This window comes from Caulobacter sp. GW821-FHT09A05 (assembly GCF_059418465.1).
The window spans coordinates 105,960-125,407 of the sequence record NZ_JBWKPX010000001.1 but is presented as its reverse complement, the minus strand read 5'-3'; the positions used below and the strand labels follow the sequence as shown (position 1 = coordinate 125,407).

10 protein-coding genes are annotated in these 19,448 nt (G+C 69.5%); 6 read left to right on the top strand and 4 right to left on the bottom strand.

Annotation, left to right across the window (positions count from 1 at the left end; genetic code table 11):
- Positions 1-7: 7 nt before the first annotated feature.
- The 3 genes from AC07NX_RS00625 to AC07NX_RS00615 are packed head-to-tail and all read right to left on the bottom strand — an operon-like array spanning position 8 to position 4,713.
- Positions 8-3,121, bottom strand: a complete 3,114-nt coding sequence (locus AC07NX_RS00625; protein WP_494638198.1) for a TonB-dependent receptor — start codon at positions 3,119-3,121, stop codon at positions 8-10.
- Complete coding sequence (locus AC07NX_RS00620) at positions 3,111-4,088, bottom strand: FecR family protein (protein ID WP_494638196.1); 978 nt, start codon at positions 4,086-4,088, stop codon at positions 3,111-3,113. Before AC07NX_RS00620 ends, AC07NX_RS00625 begins: the two co-directional genes overlap by 11 nt.
- The gene (locus AC07NX_RS00615) at positions 4,066-4,713 is read right to left on the bottom strand and encodes an RNA polymerase sigma factor (protein ID WP_494638194.1); all 648 of its coding nucleotides are present in this window, start codon (positions 4,711-4,713) and stop codon (positions 4,066-4,068) included. Before AC07NX_RS00615 ends, AC07NX_RS00620 begins: the two co-directional genes overlap by 23 nt.
- 309 nt (positions 4,714-5,022) lie before the next feature.
- Here AC07NX_RS00615 and AC07NX_RS00610 point away from each other — a divergent pair, with 309 nt between their 5' ends.
- From AC07NX_RS00610 to AC07NX_RS00585, 6 genes are all read left to right on the top strand, one after another.
- Positions 5,023-8,505, top strand: coding sequence for a TonB-dependent receptor domain-containing protein (locus tag AC07NX_RS00610; RefSeq protein ID WP_494638192.1), 3,483 nt, complete (start codon positions 5,023-5,025; stop codon positions 8,503-8,505).
- A 183-nt stretch (positions 8,506-8,688) separates the two neighbouring features.
- The gene (locus AC07NX_RS00605; RefSeq protein WP_494638190.1) at positions 8,689-9,564 is read left to right on the top strand and encodes a rhamnogalacturonan acetylesterase; all 876 of its coding nucleotides are present in this window, start codon (positions 8,689-8,691) and stop codon (positions 9,562-9,564) included.
- A 23-nt stretch (positions 9,565-9,587) separates the two neighbouring features.
- Entirely contained in the window at positions 9,588-11,930 is a 2,343-nt protein-coding gene (locus AC07NX_RS00600; RefSeq protein WP_494638188.1) for a glycoside hydrolase family 95 protein, read from the top strand.
- Between the two features lie 2 nt (positions 11,931-11,932).
- Entirely contained in the window at positions 11,933-12,892 is a 960-nt protein-coding gene (locus tag AC07NX_RS00595) for a pectinesterase family protein (protein ID WP_494638186.1), read from the top strand.
- Between the two features lie 55 nt (positions 12,893-12,947).
- Entirely contained in the window at positions 12,948-16,094 is a 3,147-nt protein-coding gene (locus AC07NX_RS00590) for a sugar-binding domain-containing protein (RefSeq protein ID WP_494638184.1), read from the top strand.
- A gap of 13 nt (positions 16,095-16,107) precedes the next feature.
- Positions 16,108-17,346, top strand: a complete 1,239-nt coding sequence (locus AC07NX_RS00585; protein ID WP_494638182.1) for a pectate lyase family protein — start codon at positions 16,108-16,110, stop codon at positions 17,344-17,346.
- On the opposite strand, the gene AC07NX_RS00580 is transcribed toward AC07NX_RS00585, so the two are convergent.
- Positions 17,334-19,274, bottom strand: a complete 1,941-nt coding sequence (locus AC07NX_RS00580) for a hybrid sensor histidine kinase/response regulator (protein ID WP_494638180.1) — start codon at positions 19,272-19,274, stop codon at positions 17,334-17,336. The genes AC07NX_RS00585 and AC07NX_RS00580 overlap by 13 nt on opposite strands.
- Positions 19,275-19,448: the final 174 nt, after the last annotated feature.

Sequence of the window (19,448 nt, the reverse complement as noted above, 5' to 3'; positions counted from 1 at the left end):
CGAGGCTCTAGTACCGCATCTCCAGCCCCATGCGGATTTCGCGACCGGTGTGGTGCTGGTAGTTCGCTAGGCCGCTGGTGTCGGAGAACTGGCGCTGGGCGGCGTTGAACAGGTTGCCGCCCGCCGCCGTCAGCCACCAGCCGGGCGCGAGCCGGTAGCGGGCGGACAGGTCCAGGCTGGTGTAGCCGTTGACGCCGTCGACATCGGCCCCGGTCGGAGCCGGGATGGCGGTGAGGTAGCGGCCGCGGTGGGACAGGGTCGCGCGCAGGTCCAGGCCCTTGCGGCGATAGGCGGTGGAGATCGTGCCTACGAGGCGCGGCGAGCCCAGGCTGTCGTGGGCGATGAACGGCGCGCCGTCTAGACCCCAGAAGCGCATGCGCGAGCGGGTATAGGTCAGGCCGGCGCGGACGCTCCAGCCGCGCAGGGCCGGCGTGGCCAGGTCGAGGGGGGCCTGAAGCGCCAGCTCCAGCCCGTCCAGATGACCGCCGCCGCGATCGGTCCGGTTCAGGAACTGCCAGATCGGCAGTTCCGGCGCGCAACCTGGCAGTCGTCCGCAGGCGATCACCGCCAGGCTGTCGGGCAGACCGAACGGGTTGTCGGCGAACACCGTCGGGGCGGTGGCGGTGGTCAGGACGTTGGACCGGATCGTCTTGTGGAAGGCGGCGATCGACAGGATCGAGCCGGGCGCGAAGTACCATTCGGCGGCGGCGTCCAGGGTGTCGGCCCGCACGGGGCGCAGGAACGGGTCTCCGGCCGAGACCGCCCGCAAGCCGCCCGTCGCGATATTGAACCCGGGGCGCAGGCTGCGCAGGTCCGGCCGCGCCATCACCCGCGCGGCGGCGAACCGCAGCAGCAGATCCTCCCGCGGTTCCAGGGCCAGGTTGAACGACGGCAGAAGGTCGTCGTAGGCCCGCGTCGCTGTGACCGGGGACACGAAGCCGGACGCGTCGGGGTCGATGGTGTACCCGCGCGACGCTTGGCGGGTGTGGGCGTAGCGCAGGCCCAGGTCGCCGCGCGGGGACCAGGGCCAGGGCATGGTGAAGGCGGCCTGCAGGTAGGCGGAGCTGTCGTGTTCCTCGACGCCATAGTTCAGGCCCAGAAGCGGCTCGGGGCCCAACGCCAACGAGTCGCAAGCGCTGGATGCGCAGGCGGCCTGGAAGAGGGCGAAGGCCTTGGCGACGTCCGGAGCCAGCCAGGCGTCCGGCGTGCCGGCGGCGGTCGCGAAGCGGTTCGACCAGGTTTGCCGCAGGTAGGTCGATGGCGGGATCGTCGCGAACTCGGGCGGGATGTCGGCGTTGAGGTTGGCGATGGAGCCGTTGGACCGCCCCTTCGCCGTCGCCTCGGTGACATAGGTCTTGTGCTGCAGCCCGCCCCGCAGCGTCAGGCCCTCGCGAGGCGTCCATTCCAAGTCGGCGCCGACGGTCTTGAAGCTGTTGTCGACCCAGTTGGGTTCGGACCGCAGCTCGGCCAGGGTCCAGTTCGTCGGCGTCGTCAGGTCGGCCGAGCCGAAGCCGATCAGCGGCCGCCGGCGGTCGCGAAAGTCGTAGGTGAAGCCCTGGACGTCGTACTGGTCGAGCTGGACCGTGGCCTGCAGCGGATTGCCGAAATCGGAGCGGCTGTAGCCGGCCAGGGCCTTCAGGGTCAGCCGGTCCGAAAGGCGCTGGCTGATCGACAGGGTGGTCTGGCGGAAGATGGTCTTCAGCCGATCGAGCCGCGACTCGGCGCGGACGTCGACATTGTCGAACGTGCCGGCGATCAGCACCGGCAGGCCCGGTCGCGGGGTGATGATCGTGGCGTCCCGCACCTTGACGGCGGCGATGCCGCAGTCGGCGTTCAGCGGCGTGCGGCAGGGCCCTGCCGTGCGGAGCGTGAAGGTTTCCAGCAGGTCCTCGCGCCGTTCCGAGGACAGTTCGGAATAGAGGACGTCCAGGGCGACCTGGGTGCGGTCGGACGGTCGCCACTGCAGGCCGCCGGTCAGGCCCAGGCGCTCCTGCTCGATCCGGAACACCTCCAGGCGGGGGATGCGCGGGTGCAGGGCGGCGTTCAGCACGGCCAGGTCGGGCGCGCCCGGCGCCGAGGCTCCAAAGCCAGGATAGACCGTGTCGCCGGCCTGCCACTGCCCGGCGTTGGCGCCGACGTCCTCGACCGTCCGCTTGCTGTAGGCGGCGGAGACCAGGATGCCGAACCGGTCGTCGCGGCTGCGGCGAGAGACGATGGCCGACAGGCGCGGGACCGCCTTGTCGGCGCCGAAATTGTACGCGCCCTCGACTGTCAGCTGGACCCGGGAGCGTGGTCCGTCGAGGGGTGAGCGGGTCTGGAGGTCGACAGTGGCGCCCAGCGAGCCCTCGTCGACGTCGGCCGACGGCGTCTTCCGCACGCGGATCTGGTCGAAGAGATCGGCGGCGAAGACGTTGAAGTCGAAGGCCCGACCGCGATTGGTGCCGCCGCCCGCGTTCGTTCCGCCGAACGTCGCCAGGGTCTCCATGCCGTTGATGCGCACCCGGGTGAATTCGCTGCCCACGCCCCGCACGCTGACCTGCCGGCCCTCGCCGCCGTCGTTGGTGACCGCGACGCCGGGCAGCAACTGCATGGCGCCGCCCAGGTTGGGATCGGCCAGGCCGCGCAGGTCGTCGCCCAGCAGGATGTCACTGGCGTCGGCCGAAAGGCGCTTCATGCGCAGGGCTTCGCCGCCGAGGTCGCGCGCCACGACCTGCACGGTGCTCAGGGCGGCGGGCTCGCTGTCCTCCGGCGGCAGCAGCCGGGGGCGGGCGGGCGGAGCTGCGGCGAGCGGGGCGACGACCCTGATGCTGATCACCCCGTCGGCGCTGACCGACAGGCCAAGACCCGAGCCGCGAAGGAGGCGTCGCACCGCCTCGGCCGGCTCCAGGCGGCCGCGTACGGCCGGCGCCGCGCGGCCCCGGACCAGGCCGGCCGGCGCGATGATGATCGCCCCCGTCTGGCGCGACAGGGCCAGCAGGGCGGTCGACAGAGGCTGGGCGGGGACATCGACAGGGCGCGTCGCGGCGGCCCGGACCGTTGTCGGCGCGAGGCTCCCGGCCAGCAACGCCGCGAGGCAGGTCAGCCGAAGGCCGCGCTCGGCGGCGCGGACCTCACGGGGCATGAGGCTCCGGCGCGCGTTTCGGATCGGCGGGGACCAGGATCCGGCCGCCGCGACCGTCCGAGGTCAGGCGCACGGGCAGCACGCGCGGCAGTTCGGCGACGAAGCGGTCGGCCTGGGCGACATCGAAAGCGGCGGTGACCTTGAGCCGGGCGGTGGCGGGGGAGCCGATCGCCAGAGGCCGCTGGCTGTAGCGGTTGAGGTCGGCCACCACCTCGGCCAGGGGCGCGTCGTCATAGGCCAGGCGACCTTGTCGCCAAGCGCCGGCCAGGTCCGCCTGGGCCAGCGTCCCGACGGTCAGGCCGCGCCCATCGGCGACCACGGTCTGGCCGGCGTGCAGCGTGACCGCGCGATCCTGGCTGTGTGGATCCGAGACCTGGACCACGCCCTGCTCGACCTCGACCCGCATGGCGCGCCCGACGCCGCGGTGGACATTGAAGCGCGTGCCGACGACGCGGACCAGCGCGTCACCCGCCTGGACCGTGAACGGCTGGCCGCTCTGGTGGGCGACGACGAAGAAGGCTTCACCCCGCTCCAGCGACAGCGTGCGCGGCCGCCAGCGCGAGGCCGCGCGCAGGCGCGAGGCGGGGGCGAGGATGATCTGGCTGCCGTCGCTCAGCGCGACCTGACGGCTCTCGCCCGGCCGCGTCTCGTAGGCCGGGCCGGGGAGGGCGAGGACGGCCAGGGCCAGGCACGCCGCCAGCAGGCCGCCGGCGGCGGCCATGGCCGGGACGCGCCATCGCGCCGCCGGGCGCCGGACGGGTTCGACGGCCGTCGGTGTCCGCAGGGCGCCCAGCATCATGACGACCGCCTCGGCCTGTTCATAGGCGTGACGGTGCCGTGGGTCGGCGTCCAGCCAGGCGCCGAACCGCCGCGAGCGCTCGGGCGGGAAGTCTTCGCCCATCACCGCCAGGGCCCAGGCACGAGCGGTCTGGCCGAGCGGCGAGTCAGGATCGACGGCTTCGTTCACGCGACAGTCCTCGATAGTCGGCGGTTCCATGGATCAGGGCGCGCTGGCAGACGGCCAAGGCCTCCTCGACGGTCTTGCGCACCAGCGACGGCGAGACGCCGAAGCGCTCGGCGATCGCCACGAAGCTCTGGCCCTCCAGCCGGTTGGCCAGCAGGTACCGGCGGTGCCGGTCGGGCAGTCCCTGCACGACCTTCTCCAGCAGGCCCATCTGCTGCTTGGCGATCAGGCTGCGCTCCAGGTCGGGGGCCTCCTCGCTGTCGATCGCCAGCAGCGGGGCCGAGGCGTCCAGGGTGCGGCTGACACGCGCCTGGCTGCGGCGCTCGTCCAGCATCAGGTTGATCGCCACGCGGAACACGAAGGCCCGGGGACTCTCGATCCGCTCGGCGCCTTCCAGCTCGCCCAGCTTGAAGAAGGCCTGCTGGGCCACGTCCTCGGGGTCGGGCGGTCCCGGACCGAACCGCGCGCGCAGGAAGGCGCACACGTCGCGCCATTCGCGGGCGTAGGTCGCCGAATAGGACGGACGATCACGCCATCGGCCCGTTCCCGCGCCGCCTGACCTGGCGGCGCCAGGCTCGACGCCGCTCGGCTTGACGATTCGAAGCTTGGGCGTCTTCGCCTCGAACACCGGTGCTCCCCAGTCACGTCGGTCGTTTTCTTGAGGCGGCGACGATGGGAGGGAACGGGGCCGCGATCAACCGAAAGCGAAAAATATGCGGCTGATCCGAACTTTCTTGTGCGGATCGGTGGGTCGAAATCGTCGTTCTCAGTCAGCCTTCGCAAGGGAAAAATATTCAACGTTTTTCACATGATAGCGCTAACTTTTCCTCTTTTCTCGCGGTTATCGCCATGTCTATCCTTATGACACCGGTGACAAAAGGCCGGAAGGAGAAAGGCGGTCACGAACCGCCCGGGACTGACTGGGGAGGAAAAGTCCATGACCACGTCCATGCATCCGCGCACCTGCGCCCTGCTGCGCGACACGTCGCGCCTGGCGCTGACGGCGGCGCTCACTGCCACGTTTTCAATCGGCCTCGCGGCAGGGGGCGCCCAAGCCCAGGACGTCCCCGTGGCGACCGCCAGCGGGCCCGACGTGGTCGAGGAAGTGGTCGTCACGGGCTATCGCGCCTCGCTGCGCAGCGCGATGGAGACCAAGAAGACCTCGGACGTCATGCTCGACGCCATCAACGCCGAGGACATCGCCGACTTCCCGGATTCGAACCTCGCCGAATCCCTGCAGCGCCTGCCCGGCATCTCGATCGACCGTGACAACGGCGAAGGCCGCACGATCAGCGTTCGCGGCCTGAGCGGCGACTTCAGCCGCGTGCGGATCAACAACATGGAGGCGCTGTCCACCGGCGCCAACAACGACGCCGGCGCCAGCCCCAACCGCTCGCGGGCCTTCGACTTCAACGCCTTCGCCTCGGAGCTGTTCAGCTCGGTGCGGGTGCGCAAGTCGTCGTCGGCCGAAGCCGACGAGGGCTCGCTGGGCGCCACGGTCGACCTGATCACCGGCAAGCCGTTCGATTACAAGCGCCGCGCCTTCGCGGCCTCGGCCGAGGACTCCTATTACGAGAACGGCAAGACCCACAGCCCGCGCCTGACCGTCCTGGCGTCGGACCGCTGGTTCGACGGCAAGGTGGGCCTGCTGCTGTCGGGCGCCTACGCCAAGCGCAAGTCGGTCGACGACAACTATGGCCGAGGCGGCGGATCGTCCGACTACACCTATCGCGGCTCGACCTGGACCGGCGACGAGCTGCCCGGCCGCGCCGGCTTCGCCGCGCCGACCGGCACGGTGTTCCGCGCCCTGATCCCCACCAACCTGACCGGCGCCGCGCTCGACGCCTACAAGGCCAATCCGGCCAATTACTACAACCCGCTGGCCAATCCGGACGCCTATGCCGAGATGACCGGTTCGGATCCGGCCGCCTACGCCAAGCTCTATCCGAACTGCGCCGCCACGGCCGCCCAGCCGGTGGCGTCCCTGACCCCGACCACGGCGGGCTGCAACGACTCGCTGATCCGCTTCCCGGCCCTGCCGACGCTGAACCAGAAGGACGTCGACACCGAGCGCCTGGGCCTGACCGGCGCGTTCCAGGTCCAGATCAGCGATCGCACCCGGCTGACGGTCGATGCGCTCTATTCGCGCTTCAAGAGCGTGACCACGAACTACGGCCTCTCGCCGGTCGGCCTGAACCGCAACAACACCAACGCCAGCTATTCCTATGGGGCCAACGTGCCCACCGCGACCGCCCGCAACGGCACGGCCATGACCGCCGCCCAGCGCCGGGCGCTCTATCCCGGCAGTTGCACCTTCGCGGAGGAAACCGAACTGAACCCCGGCCAGGATTGCGGCCAGTCATTGAACGGGACCGCGCCGGTCAGCGGCTACAGCTTCAGCTACAACCCGTACAATCTGGATCCGTACGAGTACTACACCAACCCGGCCTCGCCCGGTTACGCCGGCCCGGGCTCGTCCTTGCCGTTCCGCGGCGACCTGATCGGCCGTCCGTCGGTCAAGCTGCTCGACGCCGAGGTGGTGGGCCAGAACGCCGAATATCTGAAGCTGGGCAATGTCGACTGGCGCTCGGCCGCCGACCGTGGCGCCTACACCACCGACTTCCGCCAGGTGTCGCTGGACCTGACGCACGAGTTCAGCGACCGGTTCCGGGGCCAGTTCAGCGCCGGCCTGTCGGAATCGACGAACAAGAACCAGGGCACCCTGGTCGAGTTCAACTACATGGACGCCCCTGAGCCGTTCATCTTCGACGAGCGCGGCGCGACCGGCATGCCCAGGTTCGACGCGGGCTTCGACGCCGCTGATCCCAAGAAGTGGGGGATCGTCAAGGGTTTCTCGGCCATGCGCAATTACGAGCGCGAGACGGTCAACACCTACAAGGGCCTGAAGGCCGACTTCACCTACGAGGTGGACGACCACTGGACGATCAAGTTCGGCGGCACGGGCCGCAGGTTCAAGTTCACCACCAACCAGTTCGAGCGCAACAGCGACATCCTGAACCCGACCGAGAAGGAGGCCGGGGTCAGTATCGCGTCGCTGGGCCAGGTCATCGAGTTCGGCCAGGGCCTGGAGGTACCGGAAGGCACGACCACCAGCTTCTTCGCGCCCAGCCTGGAAGCGTTCGACAACGTCTTCGGCTTCACCTGCAACTGCATCAACAAGTACGGCGATTTCCGCATCACCCGGAAGCGCAACCGCTCGACCTCGTTCGGCGTGACCGAGGAGAACCTGGCCTACTACGCCCAGTTCAACTTCAACTACGACGTCCTGGACGGCCGCCGGCTGTCGGGCAACGTCGGGATCCGCCAGGCTCACACGGCCGTGGACTCCCAGGGCGAAACCACCGCCGGCCGGGCGATCTATGGCAAGAACAGCTATGACGACACCTTGCCGGCCGGCAACGTGACGTTCGAGGCCTTCCATAACTTCTACGTCCGAGCCGCGGCGGCCAAGGTCATGGCCCGGCCGCTGCTGGGCAACCTGTCGCCGGCGGTGACCGGCATCAGCATTCCCAGCGACGGCTCGAGCACGGGGGCGACGCTGACCGTGGGCAATCCCAAACTCTCGCCCTTCCGCGGCGAGGCCTACGACATCGCGGCCGAATGGTACTTCACGCCGGGCGGCCTGATCAGCCTGGGCTACTTCCGCAAGGACATCGCCTCGTATCCGCAGACGATCTTCTACGAGGCGCCGCTGTCGGACTTCCTCGATCCGGCGGCGATCGAACAGCTAAAGGCGCAGTTCCCGGGCGCGACCGGCGGCGACGTCTTCCGCCGCGCCTATATCGACGCCGACAATCCCGTGCTCGCGCGCCAGGTCCGCGACGCGCCGGGCGGCGTCCTGCAGGGCTGGGAATTCAACTACCAGCAGGACCTGACCTTCCTGCCCTGGTATTTCAAGAACCTGGGCGTCCAGTTCAACATGACCAAGCTCGACACCGAGCTGACCTACATCCTCGATCCGGGCTCGGTGAACGCCACCACCGGCGCGGTCACCAAGGCGCCGGTCTATGGCAAAGGGCCGTGGCTGGGCGCCTCGCCGAAGGGCGTGAACTTCACGCTCTACTACGAGACCGACAAGTTCAACGCCCGGGTTTCGGTGGCGCATCGCAGCCAGTACTACACGACCTACCCGATCACGGCGGGCAACTGTGATCCGGGGCTGCAGGCCAACGGCTCCGCCTGCGACAGCCCGCTGATCAACGAGTTCAACGGCGCCAAGTCGACCACCAACGTCGATTTCTCGATGCGCTACCAGCCGCTCAAGCAGGTCAGCATCACCTTCGAGGCGCTGAACATCACCAACGAGATGGCCGAACGGTTCAGCTACGCCGACCCGGTCATCCAGTCCTACGGCGGTACGGGTCCGAACTACCGGATCGGCATTCGCTACAAGTACTGATCCCCTTCGGCCGTGGTCGGCCGGCGTTCGCGCCGGGCGATCACGGCCGACCCGCGGGGTGTCGGTTCGCGCGGCGAGCCGGCGTCCGCGGTCGTCAAGCCGCCTCCCGCGGCGACTTCGGCGGACGGCTGGCCTTCCCGGTCGTCCGCCACCTTTCTTCAGTTCCCTTTCGGGAGACGACGGATGCGTTTCAGAGCCCTTGTCCTCGCGTCCTGCCTGACGGCCGGCGTCCTGACCGCCGTCGCGGGCGCCCGGGCCCAGACGCCGGTCGCCGCGCCGCCGCCGCGCTTCAATGCGATCAAGATCGTGCTGGTCGGCGACTCCACGACGGCCGTGCAGGGCGGCTGGGGGCCCAGCTTCTGCGCCAAGCACGTGACCTCGTTCGCCGCCTGCATCAATCTGGCGCGCGGCGGCCGCAGCAGCGGCAACTACCGGACCGAAGGCTCGTGGGCCTTGGCGATGGACGAGATCAGGTCGGGCGGCTTCAAAGACACCTATGTTCTGATCCAGTTCGGGCACAACGATCAGCCGGGCAAGCCGGGCCGGTCGACGGACCTGGCCACGGAATTCCCGGCCAACATGAAGCTCTATGTCGAGGACGTCCGCGCCGCCGGCGCCAAGCCCGTGCTAGTGACCCCGCTGACCCGCCGGCAGTTCAAGGACGGCAAGCTGGTCGACGACCTGGGGCCCTGGGCGGAGGCGGTCCGCAAGGTGGCCGCCGAGACCGGGACGCCGCTGGTCGACCTGCATGCCGACAGCGCCGCCGCCGTCCAGGCCATGGGCGCGGCCGAGGCGACGCGCTTCGCCCAGAAACCGCCATCGCCCGAGGTGCTGGCCGCCGCGCGCACGGGCACGACGGTCGCCGCCAGCGCCGGGGTCGCTCCCGCCGGCCCCGCCAATGCGGGGCAGAACAACGCCGCCGTCGAGCCGATGGGCCAGGCCAAGCTGTCGTTCGACTACACCCATCTCGGCGAGACAGGCGCCGACTATTTCGCCACCATGGTCACGGCTGATCTCGCCGGGGCCGTCCCGGTCCTGCGCAGGTTCCTTATCCCGTAGTTTGCATCACAAGGACTTTCGCCGTGCGCCTGACCCGTAGAACCACCCTGGCCCTGGCGGCCGGAGCCGCGACCGGCGGCCTGGCGCCGGCGACGGCCGCTCCGGCCTCGCCGTTGCGGCTCTGGTACCGCCAGCCGGCCCAGGAATGGGTGGAAGCCCTGCCGGTCGGGTCGGGCCGCATGGGGGCGATGGTGTTCGGCGGCGTGGCGGCCGAGCGGCTGCAGCTGAACGAGGACACCCTGTGGGCGGGCGGCCCCTACGATCCGGCCAATCCCGAGGCGCTGAAGGCCCTGCCGGAGATTCGGGCGCTGATCGACGCCGGCGACTACGCCAAGGCCACCAAGGTGGCCGAGGCCCGCTTCATGGCCACGCCCAAGCGGCAGATGGCGTACCAGACGATCGGCGACCTGAAGCTGGCCTTTGCGGGCCTCGGCGGCCAGGCGGTCGACTATGTCCGTGAACTCGACCTGGACGGCGCCATCGCCACGACCCGCTTCGCGCTCGGCGGAACCCGCTACACCCGTCAGGTCATTGGCAGCTATCCCGACCGGGTGATCGCCGTGCGGCTGAGCGCCGACAAGGGCCGGGCGATCACCGTGGACCTGGCTTTCGACAGCCCGCTGAACTCAAAGCCCGTCTCCAGGGTCGAGGGAGGCGACACCCTGGTCCTGGCCGGCGCCAACGAGAGCCAGCAGGGGATTGCCGCCCGGCTGAAGTTCGAGTGCCGCGTCCAGGTGATCAACAGGGGCGGGACCCTCGGCGCCAGGGACGGGGTGCTGTCGGTCGCGGGGGCGGACGAGGTGCTGCTGCTGATCGCCGCCGCCACCAGCTACCGCCGCTTCGATGACGTGGGCGGCGATCCCACGGCGCTCAATCAGGCGGTGCTGGCCAAGGCCTCGGCCAAGTCGTGGACGGCCCTGCTGGCGGCCCACCAGGCCGATCACCGGGCCCTGTTCCGGCGCGTGGAGGCCGACTTCGGAACCACCGCCGCGGCGCTGAAGCCGACCGACGAGCGGATCAAGGCCTCGCAGACCACCGACGACCCGGCCCTGGCGGCGCTGTACTACCAGTACGGCCGCTACCTGCTGATCGCCTGCTCGCGTCCCAGTGGCCAGGCCGCCAACCTGCAGGGCCTCTGGAACGACAAGACCTCGCCGCCCTGGGGCAGCAAGTACACGATCAACATCAACACCGAGATGAACTACTGGCCGGCGGAACCGACCGGCCTGGCCGAGTGCGTGCAGCCGCTGATCGCCATGGTCCGTGACCTGTCGGTCACCGGCGCCCGCACGGCCAAGGTGATGTACAATGCTCGCGGTTGGGTGGTTCACCACAACACCGACCTGTGGCGGGCCAGCGGGCCCATCGACGGCGCCGTGTATGGGGTCTGGCCGACGGGCGGGGCCTGGCTCTGCAAGCACCTGTGGGACCATTACGACTACAATCGCGACCGCGCCTACCTGGCCGAGGTCTATCCGCTGATGCGCGGCTCGGCGCTGTTTTTCCTCGACGCCCTGGTGGTCGATCCCAAGTCGGGCAAGCTGGTGACCAACCCGTCGATCTCGCCGGAAAACGACCACGGCCACGGCTCGTCCCTGGTCGCCGGCCCGACCATGGACCAGGCGATCATCCGCGACCTGTTCACCGCCTGCATCAAGGCCGGCGCCATCCTGGGGACCGACGCCGCGTTCGGCGCCGAACTGGCGACCGCGCGGGAGAAGTTGGCCCCCTACAAGATCGGCAAGGACGGCCAGTTGCAGGAGTGGCAGGAGGACTGGGACGCCGACGCCGGCGACATCCACCACCGCCACGTCTCGCACCTGTACGGTGTCTTCCCCAGCGACCAGATCGCCATCGACACCACGCCGAAACTGGCCCAGGCCGCCAAGGTGTCGCTGAACACCCGGGGCGACATCTCCACCGGCTGGGCGATCGCCTGGCGGCTGAACCTGTGGTCGCGCCTGGGCGACGGCGACCGGGCCCACAGGATCCTGTCGCTGCTGCTGGGTCCCGAACGAACCTATCCCAACATGTTCGACGCCCACCCGCCGTTCCAGATCGACGGCAATTTCGGCGGGACCTCGGGCATGACCGAGATGATCCTGCAGAGCCGCAACGACCAGATCCTGCTGCTGCCGGCCCTGCCGTCGGCCTGGCCGACCGGACGGCTGACGGGCCTGCGGGCCCGGGGGGCGGTCGGCGTCGACGTGACCTGGACGCGCGGCAAGCTGGAGGCGGCGGTGCTCACCGCCGCCGCCGATGGCCGCCACCATGTTCGCTATGGCGCCTCGGCGATCGATCTCGACATGAAGAAGGGCCAGCGCGTTCGCTTGACGTCGCGCGACGGCGTCCTGCGGAAAGCCTGAGCGTGGCCAGGCTGATCGCTTTCCTCTGCGGCCTGGCCGCCCTTGCGGTCGGCCTCGACGCGGGAGCCACGACCCTGCGGGTCGGCAAGGGCGGCGCCTATGCCAGCGTCCAGGCCGCCGTCGACGCCCTGCCGGCCGACGGCGGAACCTTGGAACTGGCGCCGGGCGAGTATCGCGAGAAGCTCGAGGTGGCCAAGCCCAATGTCCGCCTGGTCGGCAAGGGCAGGCGTCCGCGGGACGTGGTGCTGGTCTGGAGCGACGGCGCGATCACCGCGGGCGGCACGTTCAAGTCGGCCTCGGTCAACGTGTCGGGCGATGGCTTCCGGGCCCGCAACCTGACCATTCAGAACGACTATCACCTGAAGGACGCCCGGCCGTCCCAGGCCGTGGCCCTGGCCATCACCGCCGACCGCGCCGTGCTGGAGCGCGTCCGCCTGCTGGGCGCGCAGGACACCCTCTATGCCGCCAGCAAGAAGGGCGCGCCCAGCCGTCAGTACTTCAAGGATTGCTATGTCGAGGGCCATGTCGACTTTATCTTCGGCGACGCCAAGGCCTTCTTCGACCGCTGCCAGATCCATGGGATCGCCCATGAAACGGTGATGATCACAGCCCAGAGCAAGTCCAGGCCGGACCAGGACAGCGCCTATGTCTTCGACCGCTGCCGCATCACCGCCGATCCTAAGGTGGGAGCCCTCTATTTCGGCCGCGCCTGGCGGCCCTATGCGACCGTCGTCTTTCTACGCGCCCGGATCGACGCGGCCTTGCATCCGGAGGGCTGGCGCGAATGGACGCCCGGCAAGACAGACACCCTGAACACGGCGACCTATGCCGAGTTCGCCTCCACGGGGCAGGGGGCCAGTCCCCGGACGCGCGAGCCCCGCAGCCGCCAGCTGACGGCGGACGAGGCCAAGGCCTGGTCGCGCGACGCGTTCCTGGCCGGACCAGACGGGTGGCGTCCGTGACCCGTGACGCTCCGTTCCAAGACCTGATCGAAATCCAAGCCCAGTGAGCCGGATGATGCGCCCAGACCGACGAAGCCTGCTCGCCGCTGGCGGCCTGGGCGTGGCCGCCAGCCTGGCTGAGGTCCTGAGGCCCGAACCGGCGAACGCCGTCGGGACCAACCCGCTGGCCATCGCCGACGAGGGCTGGAGCCTGTGGATCGACACGGCCGCGTCCTGGAAGGACGACGACATCCACCTGCCTGGCCGGTTCGACCTGGCGGCGCTGCCGGTCAACCCGCCGACCGGCGGCTGGGGCGCGCTGTCCTCGCCCGACGCGGTGGCGGTGACCTTGCCGACGACGGTCGAGCAGCACTTCTGGGGCAAGTTCGGCGCGCGGCCCTACGGCGCCGACGAATACCGCTACGCTGAGGACGACGACGTGCCGCAATACGGCGCCTACAAGGGCGTGTCGTGGTGGTCGAAGGCGATCGACATCCCGGCGTCCGCCAAGGGCAAGCGGGTGAGGCTGAACATCCGCGGCGCGCGGCTGCGGGCCGAGGTGTTCCTGAACGAGCAACTGGTCGGCTATTCGATCCTATCGGAGCTCCCGATCGACTGCGACCTGACCGGCGCCATGCGGCCGGGCCAGTCCAACCGCCTGGCGATCCGCATCACCAATCCCGGCGGCCGGTTCGACTGGCGCGACTCCACGACGATGACCTGGGGCAAGGCCAAGCTGTTCGCGTCGCACGGCTTCGGCGGGCTGGATCGCGGTCTGACGTTGAGCGTCCACCCGCTGGCCGCGCGCATCGACGACGCCTGGGTGCTCAACACGCCCGACCCACGCCGCGTCACCGCCTTCATGGAGATCGCGCTGGAGCGGGGCGCGCCCGAGGGCGGGCTCGACCGCCTGAAGGCCAAGGCCTCGGCCGCTCTGGTCGACGCGGCGGGCCAGCCGGTCGCCGCCGACGTCCGGCTGGAAGCCCTGGAGCGGCTCGACGACCGCCGCCTGCGCGCACGGTTCGCGGTTCATGCGCCCGGCGCCAGGCTGTGGGATCTCGACACGCCCAACCTGCATCGCCTGCGATTCCGCTGGGCCGAGGCGCGCGACGCCGTCGACGCGTGCGAGGTGCGCTTCGGCTTCCGCTGGTTCGCGCCCGAGGGCCTGGGGACCGACGCCCTGCTGCGCCTGAACGGCCGGCGGGTGCGGCTGTATTCGGCGATCTCCTGGGGTTATTGGGGCTTCAACGGCCTGTGGCCGACGCCGGAACTGGCGCGGCGCGAGGTGAACTCGGCCCGGACCCTGGGCCTCAACACGCTCCACTTCCACCGCAATGTCGGCAAGCCCGAGGTGCTCGCGGCCATGGACGAGATGGGCCTGCTGCGGGTGATGGAGCCCGGCGGCGGCCGCCACGCGATCGGCAGGGACCTCAAGCCCGGCGAGACCCTGTCGCCCGCCGACGCCTTCAGCCGCGACTTCATGGTTGAGAAGTGCAAGGCCATGGCCCAGGCCTTCCGTTCGCACCCGTCGCTCGTGCAGTACACCCTGCAGAACGAGATCGGCGCCAACCTGGCCAATCCCGACGTCCAGGCGGTGCTGAAGGCGATCCACGACGTCGATCCCAGCCGCACGGTGATCCTCAACGACGGCTTCGTGGCGCGGGGCGCGGCCCAGGCCCTGTACCTGCCCTATGACGACCGCTACTGGCGTTCGGACAAGGACGAGTGGGGCGGCTGGTGGGTCAACCACCAGGGCGCCGGCGACCAGTGGTACGACCGCTTCTACAAGGGCAAGGACGACTATATCCACCGCCAGACCGGCAAGCCGTTCATCGTCGAGTTCGGCGAGATGCAGGGCTGCGCCGTCGCCGACAACCACTCGGCCATGGTGGTGGAAATCCTGGCCAAGGGCGGCAAGAGTTACGACCTGGAGGACCACAGGGCGGTGGTCGCCTCGACCAACGGCTATCTCGAACGCTGGGGGTTCCAGAAGGCCTTCCCGACCAGCGAGAGCCTGTTCCTGTCGGTCGGCCGCAAGGCCTACGAGGCCTGGCGCGAGTATCTGGAGAACATCCGGATCGGCGACACCGTCGACGTGGCCGCCATCTCCGGCTGGGAAAGCACCGCGATCGAGAACCATTCGGGGATCGTCGACAACCTGCGCGGCTTCAAGGCCGATCCGGCCCTGCTGAGCCAGAGCCTGCGACCGGTGCTGGCGATCGCCAAGCCAAGGGCCCTGGCCTACGCCATGGGCGACAGCGCCGAGCTGGATCTCTATCTGCTCAACGACACCGGCAAGGCCGTGTCGGGCGAGATGGCGCTCAGTCTGGTCGGACCGGACGGAAGCGTCGAGACCCTGGGCCGCTGGCCGGTCCCGGCCCAGTCGCCCGACCGCTTCAGTTATCTGGTCGTCGAGAGCGTGCGGACCCCGGCCTTGCGGCGCGAGGGGCTGAACCTGATCCGCATCGCCCTGGGCGACATCGTCTCCGACCGCGAAATCTGGGTGACCGGGCCAGGACCCAAGCCCGCCAAGGTCGCGCGCATCGGCGTCTCGGGCGTCGCCCGCAGCCTGCGCGACCAGCTGGCGGCCGTGCCGGGCCTCGTCCTCGAGAACTTCAAGCCGGGCGTCCGCTACGACGGCATCATCGCCTCGGGCCTGAAGAGCGACGAGATCGTCCGCCGCCAAGTCGGGGAACAGACCGGCCTGGAGGCCCAGCCCAAGAAGGGCGACAAGCCCGTCGTGATCCTGGGCGAGCTGCCGTCCGAGGTCCTAGCCGCGGTCAAGGCTGGCGCGCCGCTGCTGGCCATGGTGCAGGAGGACGGCCTGGCCGAGGGCGTGGCCAGGCAGCTGTCCGGCCTGGGCCTGTTCGACTACGCCGGCCAGGTGGGCGGGCTGCGCGCGCCCTGGATGGGCAACTGGAACTATGTCCGCGCCCATTCCACCTTCGCCGGCCTGCCGGTCGACCGGGGCCTGAGCGTGCTGCACCAGGTCGAGGGGCAACCGTCCAACGGCTTGCTGATCGATGGCCCGAAGGGCGAAAGGGCCGGGGTCGAGGTGATCGCCGCCTACAGTCGCGACCATGACCGCAGGAACGGCGCGGCCAGCTTCATCGCGCGCAGGGACGGCATGCGGGTGCTGGTGCATCGGTTGCCGGACATGGCCGGCCCGTTGCAGCGGCGCTGGCTGGCCAACGCCGTCGACTGGCTGACGCGCGGATCTTGAGGAGGCTGACGTGATGGGTGTGACCAGGATCGGGCGACGGGCGCTGCTGGGCGGCGCCCTGGCGCTTCCGACGTTCGGCGTGGCGACCGCGGCGCCCAAGCCGCGGATGTTCGAACGCCTGGGCTGGGCCAGCGGCACGCCCGGCGGCGACGGCGGAACGGTCATCCGGGTCACCACCTTGGCTGGCTCCGGCCCGGGCTCGTTCCGCGAGGCGCTGGCGGCCAAGGGTCCGCGCACCGTGGTCTTCGACGTGGCCGGCGTCGTCGACCTGGGCCGACAGGGTCTCAAGGTCACCGAACCCTTCCTGACCATCGCCGGCGAGACCGCGCCGTCGCCCGGCGTCACGCTGATCAAGGGCGGCCTGGCGATCGAGACCCACGACGTCATCGTCCGCCACCTGCGGGTGCGGGCGGGCCGCGACGGCGCGGCCTCGCGCAGCGGCTGGGAGGTCGACGGCATCACCTGCTGGAAGGCCCATGACGTGATCGTCGACCACTGCTCGATCAGCTGGGCCACCGACGAGAACCTCTCGGCCTCGGGGCCGCGCTTCACGGGCGGCGAGGACCCGAAGGGCTGGCGGGAGGGGACCTCGCACCGGATCACCTTCAGCAACAACATCGTCGCCGAGGGCCTGTCGAACGCCAGCCACGTCAAGGGCGAGCATTCCAAGGGCAGCCTGATCCACGACAACGCCACGCAGGTGCTGATCGTCGGCAACCTCTACGCCCACAACCGCGAGCGCAACCAGCTGTTCAAGGGCGCGGTCGAGGCCGTCTCCGTCAACAACCTGGTCTATGATCCGGGCACGCGGGCCATGCACTATGCGCTGAACGCCTCGGAATGGGTGGGCCACGCCTGGCGCGCCGGACGCCTGGCCCTGGTCGGCAACGTGGTCAAGGGCGGCGCCTCGACCGATCCGAAGCTGCCGTTCCTGATCGTCGAGGGGCAGGGCGACCTGGATCTCCATGCGCGCGACAACCTGGCGATCTATGCCGACGGCCGCGAGATGCCGCCCGTCCGCGTGCTGCCGACCGCCCCCCTGCCAAAGGTCAGGCTGCTGGACAGGCCGCCGCTATGGCCAGAGGGATTGCAGGCGATCGACGCCCGGCGGGTCGAAGGCAAGGTCCTGGCCAACGCCGGCGCCCGGCCTTGGGATCGTGATGCTGTCGACCGCCGTATCGTCCGGGAGGTCCGCGAGGGAACCGGTCGGGTGATCGACGACGAGAAGGAGGTCGGCGGCTATCCGCGCTGATCCGGCCGCGAGGCCAGTATCGCCAGCAAGCCGTCGATCGAATAGGGCTTGCGCACCAGCGGAAAGCCCTGGGCGCCCTGTTCGGCGATGACGTGGCTGTAGCCGCTGGTCAGCACGATCTGCAGGTCGGGCCGCTGCCGCTGAATCATCTGGGCCAGTTCCAGGCCATTGATGCCGGGCATGACCACGTCGGTGAACACCAGGTCGAAACCGTTGGGGTCGTTGTTCAACTGCTTCAGCGCGGCTTGTCCGTCGCCGACCCAGGTGACCGCCTGGCCCAACTCCTTGAGAAGGCCCGCCGCGAACTTGCCGACCCCCTCGTTGTCCTCCACCAGCAGCACCCGCCGCCGCGGAACGTTCGACGCTTCCGACAGGTCGCCGGTGGGGGCGGAAACGGTCGGCGCCTGTCCGTCGGCGCTGGGCAGGTAGAGCGTGAAGGTCGTGCCGACGTTCAGCTGGCTCCTGGCGTCGATTTCACCGCGCGACTGCTTGGCGAAGCCGTAGACCTGGCTGAGGCCCAGGCCCGTGCCCTTGTCGACCGGCTTGGTGGTGAAGAAGGGCTCGAAGATCTTCTGCAGCGTCTCGGGCGACATTCCCTCGCCGTCGTCGGAGATGTCGACGGCGACGAACGTCCCGGTCGCGCCGGCGTGGCCCCGAACCGCGGGGACGCCGCCGACGGTCCGCGCGCCTATCCTGATCGTTCCGCCGCGCGGCATCGCGTCCCGGGCGTTGATGACCATGTTGAGGATCGCGGTGTCGAACTGGGTGGGATCGGCTTCCACGACATGCTCGACCTCGGCCAGGTCGTTCTGGATGGTCACCGACGAACCGATCATGCTGCCGATGATCCGCTGCAGGCCCCTCAGGCGCGTGCAGACGTCGAAGACCTCGGGCTGGAGGGGCTGGCGGCGGGCGAAGGCCAGAAGCTGCCCGGTCAGGGTTGCGGCCCGTTCGGCGGTCTCGGCGATCGCCTCGACATAGCGCACGCGCTTCTCTTCGGAGATATTCGGCCGCCGCAGGAAGTCGGCCGAGGCGCGGATCACGGTCAGCAGATTGTTGAAGTCGTGGGCGACGCCGCCGGTCAGCCGTCCGATCGCTTCCATCTTCTGGGCCTGGACCAGGGCCGCGCGCGAGCGTTCGAGTTCCTCCTCGGCGCGGCGCTTTTCCGTGATGTCGCGGGTCACCTTCGCGAAGCCCAGCAACTTGCCGGTTTCGTCGCGGATCGGATCGATCAGGACGCTAGCCCAGAACCGTTCACCGTTCTTGCGGACGCGCTGGGCCTCGCCGGAGAACTTGCCCTCGCGCAGCGCCGTGGCCAGGGCCTTCGCCGGCGCCCCGGCGTCACGGTCCTCCGGCGTATAGAACAGGGAAAAGTGGCGACCGATGATCTCGGCGGCGGCGTAGCCCTTGATGGCCTGCGCGCCCGAGTTCCAGTTGGTGATGTTGCCCTCGGGGTCGAGCATATAGATGGCGTAGTCCTTGACGCCCTGGACCAGGAGCCGAAAGCGCTGTTCGCTTTCGTATAGCGCCCGGTCGGCCGCGCGCTGCTCGGAGACGTCGCGCGTGATCTTGGCGTAGCCGATCACCTCGCCGTCTTCGATCACCGGGTCGATCACCACGTGGGTCCAGAACCGCGTGCCGTCCTTGCGAACGCGCCAGCCTTCGGACTCGAACCGGCCATCGGTCGCCGCGGTGTGCAACGCACGCTCGGGCAGGCCCGCCGCGCGGTCCTCCTCTGTGTAGAAGGTCGAGAAATGTCGGCCGATGATCTCGTCGGCGGTATAGCCCTTGAACAGCTGGGCGCCGGTGTTCCACGTCGCCACGCGGCCATCAACGTCGAGAAGATAGATCGCGTAGTCCTTCACCGCGTCGACCAGCAACTGGAAGCGGTCGGCTTGCGCCAGGTCGGTCACGCGACGAGAGAGCATTAAGTCCGACATACAAAGCATTAAGTCCGACATACCTGGAAGCGCTGGTGTTGGAAGTGGAACCCCACCGCTCCCGATGAGTTCCGTGAGGCGAGGATATCGCCGGCGCCGACCATCGCGCGCTGCGCCGTCGCGCGCAACCTGACGGCGCGACCGCTCATCACCGCGACTAGG